Below are 14,412 nucleotides of genomic sequence, written 5' to 3'. Positions count from 1 at the left end.
AATACTATCTTAGACTAGCTTGCCCAAGAATGCCAAAGTATCTTGCAACACAGCCACAAACCGATCGATTTCCTCTTTGGTGTTGTAGAAATACAAACTAGCCCTGGCACTCCCGTTTATCCCTAGATGACGATGCAGAGGTTGCGTGCAGTGGTGACCCGATCGGATGGCAATCCCTTCTTGGTCCAAAAAAGCAGCAATATCATTGGCATGAATACCAGGGGGAGCGTTAAAAGCCACTAAACCTGCCCTTCCTTGGTGGGGACCGTAGATAGTCAGTTCAGGCATTGCCTGTAATTTCCCTAGCAAGTAAGTAACCAGTTCTTGCTCATAGGCATGGATTTTGTCCATACCAATTTTAGTTAAATAGTCTACCGCTGCCCCCAAAGCAATTGCCTCCCCGATCGCAGGCGTTCCTGCTTCAAATTTGTGGGGTAAATCCGCATAGGTGGAGTGATAAAGATAGACTTCAGAAATCATTTCCCCACCCCCAAGAAAAGGAGGCATCTCTGCTAAGATTTCTGCTTTACCGTACAAAAAGCCGATCCCGGTGGGGGCACACATTTTATGTCCCGAAGCTACTAGCCAATCACAGTCAATTTTCTGCACATCGATCGGCATATGGGGAACACTTTGGCAAGCATCAATCAGTACCTTCGCCCCTGCTCTGTGGGCAAACTCTGTAATTTCTGTTACGGGATTAACACATCCCAACACATTAGAGACATGGACAACAGAAACTAATTTAGTCCGATCGGTTAGGAGTTGTTGCAACTGCCCTAAATCTAATTTACCCATGGATGTAGGAGTCAAGAATTTCAGTACCGCTCCCGTTTTCTGCGCTAGCAATTGCCAGGGGACAATATTGCTGTGGTGTTCCATTACCGTTAGAATAATTTCATCCCCTGCCTTGATACTAGCTTCCCCCCATGTACGTGCCACTAAATTAATTGCTTCCGTGGCATTGCGTGTGTAGATAATCTCCTGTACCGATCGGGCGTTGATAAACCTGGCAACCTTTTCTCTCGCCGCCTCAAACTCTTCTGTGGCTCTGGTACTTAGAGTGTGTGCCCCCCTATGAACATTAGCATTATCGCGGTGGTAGTAGTTCAACCAAGCTTGCAACACATACTCAGGCTTTTGCGAGCTAGCAGCATTGTCAAAATAGATCAAAGGCTTGCCATTCACAGTTTGGTGCAAAATAGGGAAGTCAGCACGCACGAGGTCTGCTAAACACCGATCGGAAGTTAATACCATATTTCTAGCGTCGATTTTGGGGTTATTATAGCAAATCAGTGATACTCCTTCTGGCTGACGAGACTCAGGTATAGACTTTTTACCATCACAAGCATACTAGAAGTCTGGAATCGAGAGCAGGGCGCTGCTGGAACCCCACAAGGAAATTGCAGCAAGATGAAAGGCTGTGATTACCCCCTCAAAGCCGCAAGAAAACTGGGGGAACTTTCGTTGGCAGACAAAAACAAGATGAAGCTAGAAACCTTAAAATCTTCTCCAGAATTCTCAAAGATAAAAGTGTACTATGGGGCCAGTCTAGTTTACCATTAACTTATCGGTGAAAGGTAAAAAGTTGTATGCGTCGGTTGTTAGTATTTTTGCTCTCTGTCTGCCTGATTGGGGGATGGATGTTACCCCTGGCTGCCCTGGAAATTGCGGATATTCCTGATTTACCTGCCAACGATCGGACATGGATAGTAGATTTTGCCGATGTGATCAGCAGTGCCACAGAGGGGGAAATTAGCCGCAAATTAGACGGGATAGAAAAGGCAACAGGGAAAGCAGTGAGATTTATTACAGTGCCCAGAATTGATTTTGGTCAACCTGCCCAGGAATTTTTAGAAGAAGTATTTGCTAAATGGTTTCCTGACCCAGAAGCAGGCAAGAACCAAGCTTTGGTATTGATAGCTGCCCAAGACCATCGCACCGCCTGGCAAGCGGGGGAAGAGATTCAATCTATCCTGACCCCAGACTTCCTAAACAGCGTAACAGAAGAAACCATGCTACCCCCTGTGCAAGCAGCTCGCTTTAATCAGGCACTACAGGATGGAGCGAAACGTTTGTTGGCAGTCCTGGCGGGTGAGCCAGACCCTGGTCCCCCCGTAGTAGTAGCGCAGGTGCAAAAGGAAGCAGCCCCCCCTGTGGATACCAAAACTTCCACCACCTGGGTGATTGCTCTCCTGGCAGCTGCCACGATCGTGCCCATGGTGACCTATTTCCTGATGCAACGGAACTAAAGACTTGATTTATGTTTGGGGAGGCAGGGTATTGTATATTCAGGGTAAAGAATGTAGGCAACAATTATGAACCGTTATGGTCTGGGATTGGGGGTTGCTACGTTTATGTTGTTGTTACTGCCCAGTTCCTTTCGCTTCGTGGGGAACGGGGAAAATCAAGTAGTGTTCTCCCGTCTCCGCGGTGTACAACCTAACCCCCTGCACCCTGGTTTTCATATGGTGATGCCTCTATTTACCTCCACCTACAGTTTCGATGTAAAAACCCGCGCTTTGACATGGAAAGAAAATGACCCCAGTGCCTATGATGCTCCCCTAATTTCCCTATCGCGGGATGGGCAAGAAATCCGGTTAGACCTAACTGTGCAATACCAAGTGGTAGATGCGGTGAAAACTTTCAATTCCCTGGGGTTAGAATACGAAGACTACATCGCAGCTTTGGTGAGGTCAGCAGTTTACTCGGAGACGGGTGCCTTTTCTGCCCAGGCTCTCTACTCCACCGATCGACCTATCCTGCAATCCCAAATTCGCGAAGCAGTTACAAAGTCATTGCAACCCAAGGGTATTCAAGTGCGGGATTTATTGATTCGGGATGTAGGCTTTAGCAAGGAATTTGTCCAGGCGATCGAGGCGAAAACAATAGCTGAAAATCAGCTTGCCCAGAAGGAATTTGAGATTGCCCAGGCTAAAGAAGACGCAAGAGCCATTATTTCCCAGGCTAGGGCGGAGGCAGGCGAATTGAAAGCAAAAGCAGATGCCCTCAACCGCAACCCTGAATATTTGGAGGTGGTGAAATCTAAGGTATTTGGTGATTCTTTAGACACTCTAGTGACCAAGTAAAAAAACTATGAATATTCTCTCTCCCTTGCGCGGTACTCGTCTTGGTGAAGCTGGCAATTGGTGGCACCTATTTCTCTTCCCCATCGGGGCGGTTGTGGTATTTGTGATTTTACGCAATCCCCCCTTCTTTTACGTTACACCGCCAGGGCGGGCTAGTGTAGTTTTTAATATTTTTAGTGGCATCAAACGGGGAAAAATTCTCCAGCCGGGGATGAGTTTTGTTATGCCTTTTGTAGAACAGCCAATTTCCTACGATGTGCGTACTAGGGTGTGGGAGTTTACCGATGCTACTAATTCTCCGCGCCTGGCAGGACCGCCCATAAGTATTATTAGTTCTGATGGTCAATCTTTCACTCTGGATGCTAATATTGCTCTGCGCCCTAATCCTGATACTTTAGACCAGCTACACGCCGAAATTGGCGAAAATTACATGACCAATATTGTTATCCCGATCGTGCGTTCCAAAGTTAGAGATGTGGCAGCTAAGTTTGACTCCAGTGACTTTTACAAAAAAGAAAAACGGGATATAATTCAACAGCAAGCTAAGGAACTGATCGCCTCAGAAATGCCGAAGGTGACGGTGCAGGGTCAGCAAGTACCACTGATTTTAGTAGAAGCGGTGTTAATTGAGTCAGCCCAATTTCCTAGTGCTCTCAAGGATTCCATTGAAAGGAAGCAGGTACAATCAATTCTGGCACAAACTGCTGCTGTTAGGGCAAAAATTCAGGACAAAGAAACCGATCGGGTGCTTATTCTAGCAGAAGCGAATCAAAAAGCAATTGAACTAAAGGGCAGAGCATCAGCAGTGAGCAAGAATTTGGCAGATTTGTTGTTCTATGAAAAACTAGAGGAACGGCTGCGCAAGGGTAGTGACCTCAAGGTTATGCGGGTAGAGGGCAATACTACTGTGTTTTTGAACGTTGACTCTGATAAACTAAATCCGCGCCAAGCAGCGGCAGCCAAGCCATAGCCTATGTCCTACCTCGATCGTGCCCATCAATTGTTAGCGGAGGGGAATTTAGAAGCGGCTTTTAGCTATGCCCGCCGTGCCCTAGAAATTGACCCTAACTGTGCCCCTGCCCTATTAGCAATGGGTAAAATCTTAGAACAGAATCACCAACTAGATGATGCACTGACCTGTTATCAAGAGGCTTATCGCCTAGACAGCACATTGTGGGAGAGTTTGTGGCGATCGGGCATTATTTACGATCGGAAGGGTTTAGCAGAATTAGCCTTACAAACTTGGCAGACTGTTATGACAGCTGTACCAGAACAGTTTTCCCCCCCAGAGCATCTAAAATTAGCTAAACTGTTATTGGCACGTAACAATCCCCAAGCAGCCATCAAAGCAACTGAGTTTTGTGCTGATTTACCAGAGGCATGGCAATTACGCGCCCAGGCTTACTTACTTTTAGAAGATTTAGAAAGTGCTCATAACAGTTTGACCCATGCCCGTCACCTTGACCCTAGCTTTAATCTAGCAACGGAGTACACTAATTTGGCTAAACTTGCGCTCAAATATAATCGCATCAGCCAAGGGCAAACCTATTTAGAAACTGCGATAGCAATGCAGTCTGATTACCTAGAGGCTCATTTTTATTTTGCCCTGACTTTCGCCAAACTCGGTCAACTCAAAGAAGCACTCCTCGCCTTTCAAGAACTGCTCTCCCTAGATAAAAACTATGCCCCTGCCTATTACGAAATGGGTATCCTCGCTACTCAGTTGGGCAAGTGGACAGAAGCTGATGCCTTTTTTACTGCTGGTCGTACCCTCAATCCCCACATTTATCCCCAGGTGCAACCGTTAATCGATCGGGTGAAGCAAGCTTTAGGGGATGGGAACTAGTCACTTTTTAATATCATAGAAGCAATCCCTTTAGCTCATTCCATGACCAGTTTCGCCGACCTTAATCAAGAACTGCACTATCGCCAAGCCCAGCGCACTCTCCGCCACATCCTTGCTCAGCTTGACCTCACACCCAGGGAGCGATCGGGATTAGAGGCAGAAATTGCCGGTTTAGAGATGATGCTAGACAAACTCGATCGCCAGGTTGTTCAGATTGCTGTCTTTGGCATGGTGGGGCGGGGAAAATCCTCTTTGCTCAATGCCCTGGTAGGGAGGGAAATTTTCCGTACGGGGGCAACCCATGGGGTCACCCAATCAGTGGACAAAGTAGAATGGCAGGTGGAGAGGGGGGTAACCACAGTTGCTATCAAACATGACCTGGGGGGGCGCATTGAATTGGTAGATACCCCTGGGCTGGATGAGATCGATGGGCGGGAACGGGAGGAATTAGCCACAAGGGTGGCACAACAGGCAGACCTAATTTTGTTTGTGGTGGCGGGGGACATTACCAGAGTAGAATTTACAGCCCTCTCCCACCTCCGTCGCTGTGCTAAACCGATGCTCTTAGTCTTTAACAAAATTGACCAGTATGCTCCCCCCGATCGGGAAGTTATCTATCGCAAAATTGCGGACGAAAGGGTGAAAGAGTTGCTCACCCCTGGCGAGATTGTCCTAGCAGCCTCTGCCCCCCTCGTGCCCAAAGTAATTCCTCAGCCTGACGGCAGTTATGAAATTGAGATGGTGCGGGGTAAACCCCAGGTGACGGACTTGAAGCTGAAAATCCTGGAAATACTCGATCGGGAAGGTAAATCGATTCTTGCTCTTAACTCCCTGCTCTATGCTGATCTTGTCCACGATCGGATTATTGAGCGGAAGATGACCATTCGCAACCACCGTGCCGATCGGGTGATTTGGAACGGCGTGATGACCCAAGCGATTGTTATTGCTGTCAGTCCGATTACAGTGATTGATTTGATCACCACGGCTGTTATTAACATCTATCTTATTCTTTCTTTGGCAAAACTTTACGGTATCAGTATGACCCATCAGGGTGCATTTAATCTGCTTAAACAAATTGCCTTGGCGATGGGGGGAGTTAGTCTCACAGACCTGTTAAGTAATTTAAGTTTGGGATTATTGAAAGGAGTGGGAGGACTGCCTGTTGCCCTGTCCCAAGCTACGATCGGAGGCATCTCCACCTACAATATTGGCATGATTACCAAAGAGTATTTAGCCAACGGCGCTAGTTGGGGAGTCCAGGGTCCTAAAGCTGTGATCAATCGCATCCTGAATTCCCTCGACCACAACTCCATTATGGCTAGAATCAAGGAGGAATTACGGCAAAAACTCGATCGGTTACAGTAACAAAGCTGCCACCACTAAAGTTAAAGCTTCCGTCCATTCCACAATTGCACCATAGGTATCCCCTGTCTGCCCACCTAGTTTGCTATTGATCACAAATCCGACCAATAGAGCAATTAAACAACTTAAAGGAATGATAAACCGCAAGTCCCAGGCAAAAAAGATCAATGACAACAGTAAACCTGCGATGAGGTAGACAAATAAGCGATTGTTACCCTCCTGATGTAATTTCCCCTTTCCTTCCTCTTTCAAATAAGGATAGTGAGTAATAGCGAACAAATGTCCCCATCTTCCCCAAGCCAAAGCGTGCAGCAATACCGAAAAACGATGACTAGCAATTTCCGTCAAAGCAAAAGTCTTCAAACCCAAAATCACAATAGCCGCCATAACCGCAAAAGCCCCCGCTCGGCTATCTGCCATCACCGCCAAACGCCGTTGGGGGTCAGTGACTGCCATGCCATCTGCTGTATCCATGGCGCCGTCTAAATGCAAACCTCCTGTTAAAACTAGCCAGAGCACTACCACCAATCCCCCCCGCAATGCTGACGAAAAGGGTAAAACCACTTCCAAACAACCATCCCATAAACCAAGAATGATGGCTAGAAGCATACCCACGATCGGTGACCACACAGCAATGCCACGGAAATCTAGGTAGGGATACGGGGGCAAAGGCAAAACAGTATAAAACAGTAAAGCACCCCACAAACCCTTCATTCTTTCACCTCAGCTATCTTTTCCAAATGTCTCTGTCTGATTTCAATCTCTTCCCTGATTTCGCGTTGCAGGAAAAAGTTCAAGAACGTGCGTACCAGAGCTAACACTACTAACTTTATCAGGTCACTGAAATCAGTGGAAATAGTTGTAGCCAGAATATCCGCCGCTAACTGAAATTCCAATGCCAAGGACATCCAAATACCAAGCTGCAGCCTCACGTTGAGGAATTTTCTCGTCCTCACACCCCCCATGAACGTAATCAAGAAGCCGATGATAATACAGAACACAGAGGAAGCTTCCAGGGCTAATTTGGCAAATGCACCAATAACTCGCAGTCCTTCCTCCAGGTTGTGTACAGCTTCCATTGCCCCCTCCTGTCTATGAAGACATTCTACCCCGATGGCGATCGGCTGTAAAATCGTGTACTATAATGGAAAAGTTGGCAGCGTAGCTCAGGTGGTTAGAGCGAAGGTCTCATAATCCTTAGGTCCTGGGTTCGAGTCCCAGCGCTGCTATCTTTGCCAATAGGTTAGAAAGGTTCCAAGAAAAATAAAGTCAAACAATTGTTGAAGCTAGGAAACGAAACCTTATCCCCTTGGCAAGGGAGAGATGGACTTGTGGGAAACTTCCTTCAGTGTGTTTTTTGGTAGAATCTAAAAGTTATCTTTGTTCTCAACAGGAGTTGCTTGAAAACTTAAATTCGACCCAAAGTAGGAGCACTGCCGATGACAACAATTGATAGGGGGACGATCGAGGCTTCACCCCCCTCCTTAATTGATCTGTGCCCAACACAAACTAACTCGAACCTGCGGAGCAGTTATGAAATGGGGATTTTACGGTATCTACATCATTTAGGATATAGACCTCAAAAACTGCGCTACGATTTCCTGGTTGATCTGGTATCCAGGTACCAGCTTGATACACGAGGACTCGATCGTTTATGCTTCATTGCCACGGACGACATTTTATACCATTGTTTTACAACTGATTACATAGGTAGTCGGCTAGGGCATACTGTAGCATTCAAAATTGTGGTAGAACCCGATCGGGATCATCTTGAGCAGCAGAGACGGCAATGTAAACGGTTAGCCAGGGCGGTACAGGCACTAGGTGTAGATAATTTTGTCCTGCTCATTATTGAGGATGGAGAAACTGATCCAAAACGAGACTGGCAAAATCTGCGGTCCCTCAGAGAAGGGGATGACTTCTTTCGAGATTTGATAATGACCTATCCCTTAGAGGACTAGCAAGGGCTCACGGACTTGGCGCAAACAGAATTGGGTGTTAAGCGCTAAAATTCCCTGAAGAGAGCAATTTTTATTGGAAAAAACGTTTTTAGGGCAATTTATCCCAATCTGACCGCTAAATCTATTTTTTTCAGCCATAGACTTTGAGTTGTGCTCTATGGTAGTCTGCAGTCGGTGTTATTGAGAGTACTCCGAAGTTCTTGGGCTGCACGGTTAAGCTACTCTGCGACTAACTGTGACAGGTTTAAGGTCGGGTAGGAGTAACTGGCTAGAAATAGCCTGAATTTACATGCTTGAAGCAATTCAACAAGGGGGAGAATGGAATGCTCACTAGGAACCGCATCCTCAATGCAGTAGGTTTAGCCCTACTACTCATTGGAGTTTTGTCTGCAACTGTGGCGAGCCAGGGGTTCTTTTCATCGCGAGACTCATCCCGCACTGGCAATGTCATTTTTATCCATCCCGATGGGGCTGGTTTGAATCACTGGAGTGCTGCCCGCATCTATTGGTACGGTCCAGATGCCCTTAGCCCCTGGGATACCCTACCAGAGAGCACAATCTACCGTGGGCATATGGCTGACATTTTGACTGGTACGTCCAATGGTGGTGCTACTACCCATGCTTTTGGGTACAAGGTGGAGGGACTTGGCTCCTTTGGCAAAGATGGGGATGGTGCTGCTGCCCGCAGTATTTTGGCTCTATCTGGATTCCCCGGTAGCATTATGCGAGAGGCAATCAGTAAAGGTCATCCCACTGCTTTGGTAAACGATGGCGATATTGCCGAACCTGGTACAGCCGCTTTTGTTTCGGAGGTGGGGAATCGCAACCTCGATAATGAAATTGTGCGGCAGATATTAGATGGTCGCCCAGGGTTTGAGGGTGAACCACCCCCAGATGTGATCCTCGCCGGGGGAGAACGTTTCTTTCTACCCCAAGGAACGCCTCAGTGCTCTGCTGGGAGGGTCAATTTGGATTGTTTTGTACATTTAGACCAAGTCACGGGTGAAGGTCCCAGCCGTACAGACGGTCGCAATTTACTGCGGGAGTTCGCTGCTAAGGGGTACACGGTTATCCGTACGCGTGCTGAGTTTGACGCTTTGCGCGATCGGGTTGAGCGCGAGCCTCAGTTTGTGCCAAAGGTACTGGGCTTGTTTGCAGGAGATGACATCTTCAATGATACGCAGGAGGAACGCCTGATTAGTTTGAATTTGGTAGACCCTGGCATCGATGTAAACGACAAGCGGACAAACCTAATTCTTTTCGGTAGTCGTCCTGGTACTTTGGGGTTCAATCCCCCCACCGCGGCGGAAATGACTAGTTTGGCACTGACTATTATGGAGCGCCGCTCACGCCAGGTAGGTAAGCCTTTTATGATGGTGGTGGAAACAGAGAGTGTAGATAACTTTGGCAATGTGGACAATGCGATCGGTACGCTCACGGGGCTAAAGGTCGCCAACGATGCAATCAGCATAGCCCAGCGTTTCCAGGAACGTAACCCTAACACCTTGATTCTCACTGCTGCTGACAGTGATGCCGGTGGTTTACAAATTGGCACAGTCTCAGCCACAGGAAATGTCGGTACCTACAACAACAACCCTACAGGGGAGTCTGCTCGTAATGTACTTTCTCCCTTGGACGGGCGTTACGGACGCAACTCGGCACCGTTCCTGAGTGAGCCTGATTCCTTTGGTAAACAGTTACCTTTTGCTGTCAGTTGGGTGGGTACTCCCGATATTTCAGGGGGTATCATTGCCCGTGCTCAGGGTCTGAATGCGGAGGAGTTACATAACACGTTTAGGCTGCGGTTCGATAATACCGATGTGTATCGCCTCATGTACCTAACTCTCTTCGGTAAGGGACTTCCCCCTGGCGTTGGGCTGACGGCTCCCACTCGCACCTAGGGTTGATTGAGGAGGCAGGTATTTCTACCTGCTTTCCCACAGGACTAGGGGTCAAGAATATAAGATAGGAAGCCTAGCTGCTACTGTTGTGGTTTTCGATCGCTAAACGTAAATAACCCTGACACTTTTGTAAAATTGCTTCCGCTGTCTGTCGATCGGTTTGGCAACGGTACATAACTATGGCGGTTTTCACTTGTCTACCCGCTCGTTCTAACAAATCAAAAGCCGTGGCACGATCGATAGCTAACAGGTCAGTAAGGATACGCAACGCCCGGTCAGTGAGTTTGTTGTTAGTCACCGCTACATCTACCATGCGGTTGCCATAGACCTTGCCCAGTTGAATCATAACCCCCGTGGAAATCATGTTGAGGACAAGTTTGGTCGCTGTGCCCGCTTTGAGACGGGTGGAGCCAGTGAGGATTTCGGCACCCACGATCGGTCTGATGTCTAAATCGTAACGGCTGGGGACTTGGCTAGGGGGAACACAGGTAAAAAAGATAGTCTTTGCTCCTAATTGCTGCGCTGCTGTCAATGCGCCGTGGACATAGGGAGTTGTGCCACCCGCAGTAATGCCCATTACCACATCTCGATCGTTTACCTGGTGCGCCTGGATAGCTTGAGCGCCGGCGTTGGCATCATCTTCTAAACCTTCGGAGCTGCGTACCATAGCTTCTACGCCACCTGCAATAATGCCTTGAATTAAGTCTGGCGGTGTACAAAAAGTGGGGGGACACTCGGCAGCATCCAGTACCCCTAACCTACCGCTGGTGCCTGCTCCGACATAAAACAATCTGCCCCCGGCTCGTATAGCTTCCGTGATCAGACGAATAGCTTGGGCAATTTGGGGTTTTTGCTCCCCCACAGCGGCTATAACTTTGTAGTCCTCTTGCTGACATAAATCCAAAAACGCTTCCACTGACAGCAGGTCAAGGTCGTAACTGCCAGGATGGGGTTGTTCTGTGGTGAGATGCCCCCTGTCCATAGTCAGTTGATGGTAGTGGCATCAACATCGATCGTTTTAATCTCTTCTTCACTGCGGCTATGGCTATTCTGTGGTTGTAGGAAGAATTGGGAGAGATTTTGCAACAGGTTAGTGATGAGAAATGCCAGTAATAAAAAGTCGTCCACCTGACCAAGGAGGGGGAAAATATCTGGCAAAACGTCGAGGGGACTAATCAGGTAAATCAGACTCGCCAGCAGGATTAGCCAATTGTAACGGGGATTACGCAGTAAAAACATAGATAACCAATTAGCAAGCTGCTTTTCATTGTAGCAATAGGTATTAGAGACCGTTGCCGATCACCAGAAACGGTGCCCAGTAATAGGGATGGCTGAGATTTTCTAGGGTAGAGGGGGGTAAATGGGAGCGCAGACGCTGTTGTAAAACCTGGGCTTTTTCTCCTAGGGGACGGAAATCCCCCGTAATCAAAATCTGTTGGGTCAAGCGAACTGCTTCAGCAACACTGAGGTTTTGACTGGTTAGGAGAGTGTAAAAAATTTCCATCCATGCCTGGGTGCCGCCATCGGAAATCGACCAGAGGGAGGCGATCGTTGTCCTTGCTCCCCGCTCCTGCATCAGGTAGCCAAACCCCAAAATCTCTTCCCCATTTCCTAATACCTCCCCCGCTGCCGTCTCACAGGCACTGAGCACTACTAAATCTACATTGCCCAAGTCCCACTGCCGTAAATCCTGAAAATTCTGTCGTTCCCCATTGCCAAACACAATAAAGGAATCAGCAGGAGTCCCTGGCAAAAATACAGCATGGGTAGCCAGATGGAGCCAGTTAAACGATCGGGTTTGTCCCTGTACCGCTAGGGGGGAGAAATCCTGGTCAAATAATTTACTACTATTTTTAACCAGACTGGTGAGGTAGTTCACTTCCCCTCTGGCTGAGGGCAAACCAGCAAACAGGAATTGCCGCCCACCCAGGTTGACCGTTTGGCTTTGGGTGAGAGCACCTGCGAGTAGACGGGGTAGAGAGGGTAGACGGGGAGTAAAGTTTTGCAGACTGGCGCTGGTAATTGTGCTGATACGGAAACGTTGCCCCAACCATTGCTGACCATCGTGGAGAGCAGCCAAGGGCACATAACGAAGTTGGGCAGTGGGAACATAGAAGAGGGTACGAATGCGCCGAGCTTCTAAAATGTCCTCCAAGGGCTGGATGAGATGGCGGTAAAGAGCTTGTCCCTGACCCTGGGGATTAGCTTCCACATCGTAGATAGCTTCGAGGCTGTAGCGAAAATTTTGCAATAGTTCTAGGAATTGAGCACGGGAAATGTAGCTAGTGCGCCGCAGGGGAGGGATACCAGGGGCAATCAAGATCATTTCCACTCGGTCCTGCCGCAGGACAGGATACAGGATCGCTGCTTGGGGATCGAGTTGGTCTAATTCCCTTTGCAGTTGTTGCAGATTGATCTCCCTAACTTGCTGCGCTAGTCTTTGGACATCAGGTCTAGCCAGAAACTGGCCCAGTTCCCCCTCTTTACCCTGCAATGCTTGATACTGCTGGTAGAGTTTTTGTTGGTCGGGATTGAGTTGAGCTAAAACTTGACTGTTAACTTTGGGGGTGATGTTGCCAAGATAGCGATCGAGTTCTCCCAAAATTGCCAAATCCAAAGTCTGCTGGGCTTCCAGAATCTTCCCCCGTTCCAATAACAGGTCGAGGGCAAGGGGGAGGGGAGTAGCGGTAGAAAGATGGAGACTGCTTAAACTGGCTTGCACAGCAAGGGTGGTCAAACTATCTCCTGCCGCTGGAGTAGGGGGTGAGGGCGGGGGGGCTACAGGCACAGGGTCAGTGGTATTGCGGGCAATACGATCGAGATTACGATGGGCTAATAGATTTTCGGTTAGGGTTCGTCTCTGCTGATCGAGGGGTAAAAAGCGCACATTCCCCTGCACCTCCTCAAATTCTACGGCACTGAGCAAACCCGTAACATTGTTGGTGACAGTCCGTGCCCCGATCGTGCCCTGGGCGGTAAAAAAGCCATCAGCTAGAATTTTGCCATCACTGCGGAAGGTAATATTTCCACCACTGTTCATGGGACTGGTGGGATGATTGAGGGCTAAAATATCAATTTCCCGATCGCCCCTGAAGGTGAGGTTACTACCTGCCCCAATTACTGCTGCTGTCTCCAAAGTATCCCGCAGAAGCAGACGATTTTGCCCTTGCAAGAGCACACTACCCCGTCCCTGGATATTGGGGACAAATACTGCCAAATTGTTACTGGCAATGGCTTGAATATCAGCCGCCGCGATCGAACCCAAAATCACATCCCCCGGCTGTACTACCAATTCTCCAATCGGTTCAAGCCTACCATTGCCCAGGAGCAGAGTCCCTAAGCCCGGCGATCGTCCTTGGGGTAACAATTCTAGGGAACCATCGGGATTTACGGCTAATTCCTGCGCCTCTGGACGACTGGATGCCCCTGTCAACCATTGTGCCAGTTGGGGTAGTTCTGTTATTTTGCCTGACCACTGGGGAGCTAAACTGCCGGCCCGCACCTCTAACCCCACAATTGACCCCGGCGCGCGCAGAGTGACAGTGGCATTCCCTGCTACTGCTACCACATCAACTTTGCCTGCTGGTGCCACCAGGGTTCTGGGACTGACTACTGTGCCTCCCGCTAAGATGATGTCCTGTCCTGTTTTGACTTCCAATTGCCCTTGGTTGATGATTGCCCCCGGTTGCTCTACAGAAAACTGCAAAGTGAGGGGAGAACCGGCAAAGAAATTGGTGTTGCGCCGATCGGTGGTAAAACTACCACCCCCACTAAATCCCACCGCCGTGGCAGTGGTGGCGATAAATGACCCTCCCACATCCAGTCGCGCGTTGCTGCCCAAAACTATGCCATTGGGGTTGAGGAGGTAGAAATTGGCAATGGGGAACTCCCGTGCTGTCTGGATGGTGCCCAAAATGGAGGAAGGCTCATTCCCTGTGACACGATTAAAAATATTGGTGATCCGCCCACCGTTGATACCCGTAGTGCCGACGCTAAAGGTAACCCCCTCCAGGGGAACATGGAACCGATCGAAGCTATGAAATAAATTTGTGCCCCGAATGGAGTTGAGGTTAGTGGGAACAACTACATTTCCTGCCTCCACAGCGGTACTGGTACTGCCATCAGGCACGATCGGTTGACTACCCACTCTCCCCCCCCAGGCAGTTAGCATCAAGCCGCTAATGATAGCTCCCAGGCACTGCCTAGCTTGTGCCAAAGTACCTCCTAACACGGGAACCCCTGTAACAACCATT

At 48.7% G+C, this 14,412-nt stretch carries 13 protein-coding genes and 1 tRNA gene; 8 read left to right on the top strand and 6 right to left on the bottom strand.

All coding sequences use genetic code 11. From position 1 onward, the window contains the following. Nucleotides 1-9: 9 nt before the first annotated feature. Nucleotides 10-1,257: a SufS family cysteine desulfurase gene (locus NZM01_02930; GenBank protein MCS6958983.1), complete on the bottom strand. Its 1,248-nt coding sequence runs from the start codon at nt 1,255-1,257 to the stop codon at nt 10-12. 335 nt (nt 1,258-1,592) lie between these two features. Here NZM01_02930 and NZM01_02925 point away from each other — a divergent pair, with 335 nt between their 5' ends. From NZM01_02925 to NZM01_02905, 5 genes are all read left to right on the top strand, one after another. Then, nucleotides 1,593-2,252, top strand: coding sequence for a TPM domain-containing protein (locus tag NZM01_02925; GenBank protein ID MCS6958982.1), 660 nt, complete (start codon nt 1,593-1,595; stop codon nt 2,250-2,252). Nucleotides 2,253-2,318: 66 nt separating this feature from the next. Further along, nucleotides 2,319-3,089, top strand: a complete 771-nt coding sequence (locus NZM01_02920; protein MCS6958981.1) for a prohibitin family protein — start codon at nt 2,319-2,321, stop codon at nt 3,087-3,089. A gap of 7 nt (nt 3,090-3,096) precedes the next feature. Continuing rightward, nucleotides 3,097-4,059, top strand: a complete 963-nt coding sequence (locus NZM01_02915) for a prohibitin family protein (protein MCS6958980.1) — start codon at nt 3,097-3,099, stop codon at nt 4,057-4,059. Between the two features lie 3 nt (nt 4,060-4,062). Continuing rightward, complete coding sequence (locus tag NZM01_02910) at nt 4,063-4,935, top strand: tetratricopeptide repeat protein (GenBank protein MCS6958979.1); 873 nt, start codon at nt 4,063-4,065, stop codon at nt 4,933-4,935. Nucleotides 4,936-4,977: 42 nt separating this feature from the next. Beyond that, nucleotides 4,978-6,300, top strand: a complete 1,323-nt coding sequence (locus tag NZM01_02905; protein MCS6958978.1) for a GTP-binding protein — start codon at nt 4,978-4,980, stop codon at nt 6,298-6,300. Here the strand turns inward: NZM01_02905 and cobS are convergent. Together cobS and NZM01_02895 are read right to left on the bottom strand one after the other, a co-directional pair. Further along, nucleotides 6,292-7,011 carry an adenosylcobinamide-GDP ribazoletransferase gene (gene cobS / locus NZM01_02900; protein ID MCS6958977.1) on the bottom strand — a complete coding sequence of 240 codons (720 nt, stop codon included), beginning with the start codon at nt 7,009-7,011 and terminating at the stop codon, nt 6,292-6,294. The genes NZM01_02905 and cobS overlap by 9 nt on opposite strands. Continuing rightward, a complete protein-coding gene (locus NZM01_02895) occupies nt 7,008-7,376 on the bottom strand; it encodes a DUF1622 domain-containing protein (GenBank protein MCS6958976.1) in 369 nt (122 codons plus the stop codon). Before NZM01_02895 ends, cobS begins: the two co-directional genes overlap by 4 nt. A 76-nt stretch (nt 7,377-7,452) precedes the next feature. On the opposite strand from NZM01_02895, the gene NZM01_02890 reads away from it, so the two are divergent. From NZM01_02890 to NZM01_02880, 3 genes are all read left to right on the top strand, one after another. Next, nucleotides 7,453-7,526, top strand: a tRNA-Met gene (locus NZM01_02890). Between the two features lie 210 nt (nt 7,527-7,736). Further along, complete coding sequence (locus NZM01_02885) at nt 7,737-8,258, top strand: hypothetical protein (GenBank protein MCS6958975.1); 522 nt, start codon at nt 7,737-7,739, stop codon at nt 8,256-8,258. 323 nt (nt 8,259-8,581) lie between these two features. After that, nucleotides 8,582-10,159, top strand: coding sequence for an alkaline phosphatase (locus tag NZM01_02880; GenBank protein MCS6958974.1), 1,578 nt, complete (start codon nt 8,582-8,584; stop codon nt 10,157-10,159). Between the two features lie 73 nt (nt 10,160-10,232). Here NZM01_02880 and murQ read toward each other — a convergent pair whose 3' ends face one another. From murQ to NZM01_02865, 3 genes are read right to left on the bottom strand one after another with little or no spacing between them, the layout of a single operon-like run. Further along, nucleotides 10,233-11,141, bottom strand: a complete 909-nt coding sequence (murQ, locus tag NZM01_02875; GenBank protein ID MCS6958973.1) for an N-acetylmuramic acid 6-phosphate etherase — start codon at nt 11,139-11,141, stop codon at nt 10,233-10,235. A 2-nt stretch (nt 11,142-11,143) separates the two neighbouring features. Beyond that, nucleotides 11,144-11,398: a DUF1232 domain-containing protein gene (locus tag NZM01_02870; GenBank protein MCS6958972.1), complete on the bottom strand. Its 255-nt coding sequence runs from the start codon at nt 11,396-11,398 to the stop codon at nt 11,144-11,146. A 43-nt stretch (nt 11,399-11,441) separates the two neighbouring features. After that, entirely contained in the window at nt 11,442-14,411 is a 2,970-nt protein-coding gene (locus tag NZM01_02865) for a CHAT domain-containing protein (GenBank protein MCS6958971.1), read from the bottom strand. Nucleotide 14,412 lies beyond the last annotated feature (1 nt).

Source organism: Pseudanabaenaceae cyanobacterium SKYG29 (assembly GCA_025055675.1).
In the GTDB taxonomy this organism is placed as follows: Bacteria; Cyanobacteriota; Cyanobacteriia; order Pseudanabaenales; family Pseudanabaenaceae; genus M5B4.
This window is presented reverse-complemented; position numbering and strand designations above follow the sequence as displayed.

Excerpts from the sequence above, each read along its gene's own strand:
- NZM01_02930 (MCS6958983.1), bottom strand. The coding sequence starts at position 1,257 with ATGGTATTAACTTCCGATCGGTGTTTAGCAGACCTCGTGCGTGCTGAC.
- NZM01_02925 (MCS6958982.1), top strand. The coding sequence starts at position 1,593 with ATGCGTCGGTTGTTAGTATTTTTGCTCTCTGTCTGCCTGATTGGGGGA.
- NZM01_02920 (MCS6958981.1), top strand. The coding sequence starts at position 2,319 with ATGAACCGTTATGGTCTGGGATTGGGGGTTGCTACGTTTATGTTGTTG.
- NZM01_02915 (MCS6958980.1), top strand. The coding sequence starts at position 3,097 with ATGAATATTCTCTCTCCCTTGCGCGGTACTCGTCTTGGTGAAGCTGGC.
- NZM01_02910 (MCS6958979.1), top strand. The coding sequence starts at position 4,063 with ATGTCCTACCTCGATCGTGCCCATCAATTGTTAGCGGAGGGGAATTTA.
- NZM01_02905 (MCS6958978.1), top strand. The coding sequence starts at position 4,978 with ATGACCAGTTTCGCCGACCTTAATCAAGAACTGCACTATCGCCAAGCC.
- cobS (MCS6958977.1), bottom strand. The coding sequence starts at position 7,011 with ATGAAGGGTTTGTGGGGTGCTTTACTGTTTTATACTGTTTTGCCTTTG.
- NZM01_02895 (MCS6958976.1), bottom strand. The coding sequence starts at position 7,376 with ATGGAAGCTGTACACAACCTGGAGGAAGGACTGCGAGTTATTGGTGCA.
- NZM01_02885 (MCS6958975.1), top strand. The coding sequence starts at position 7,737 with ATGACAACAATTGATAGGGGGACGATCGAGGCTTCACCCCCCTCCTTA.
- NZM01_02880 (MCS6958974.1), top strand. The coding sequence starts at position 8,582 with ATGCTCACTAGGAACCGCATCCTCAATGCAGTAGGTTTAGCCCTACTA.
- murQ (MCS6958973.1), bottom strand. The coding sequence starts at position 11,141 with ATGGACAGGGGGCATCTCACCACAGAACAACCCCATCCTGGCAGTTAC.
- NZM01_02870 (MCS6958972.1), bottom strand. The coding sequence starts at position 11,398 with ATGTTTTTACTGCGTAATCCCCGTTACAATTGGCTAATCCTGCTGGCG.
- NZM01_02865 (MCS6958971.1), bottom strand. The coding sequence starts at position 14,411 with ATGGTTGTTACAGGGGTTCCCGTGTTAGGAGGTACTTTGGCACAAGCT.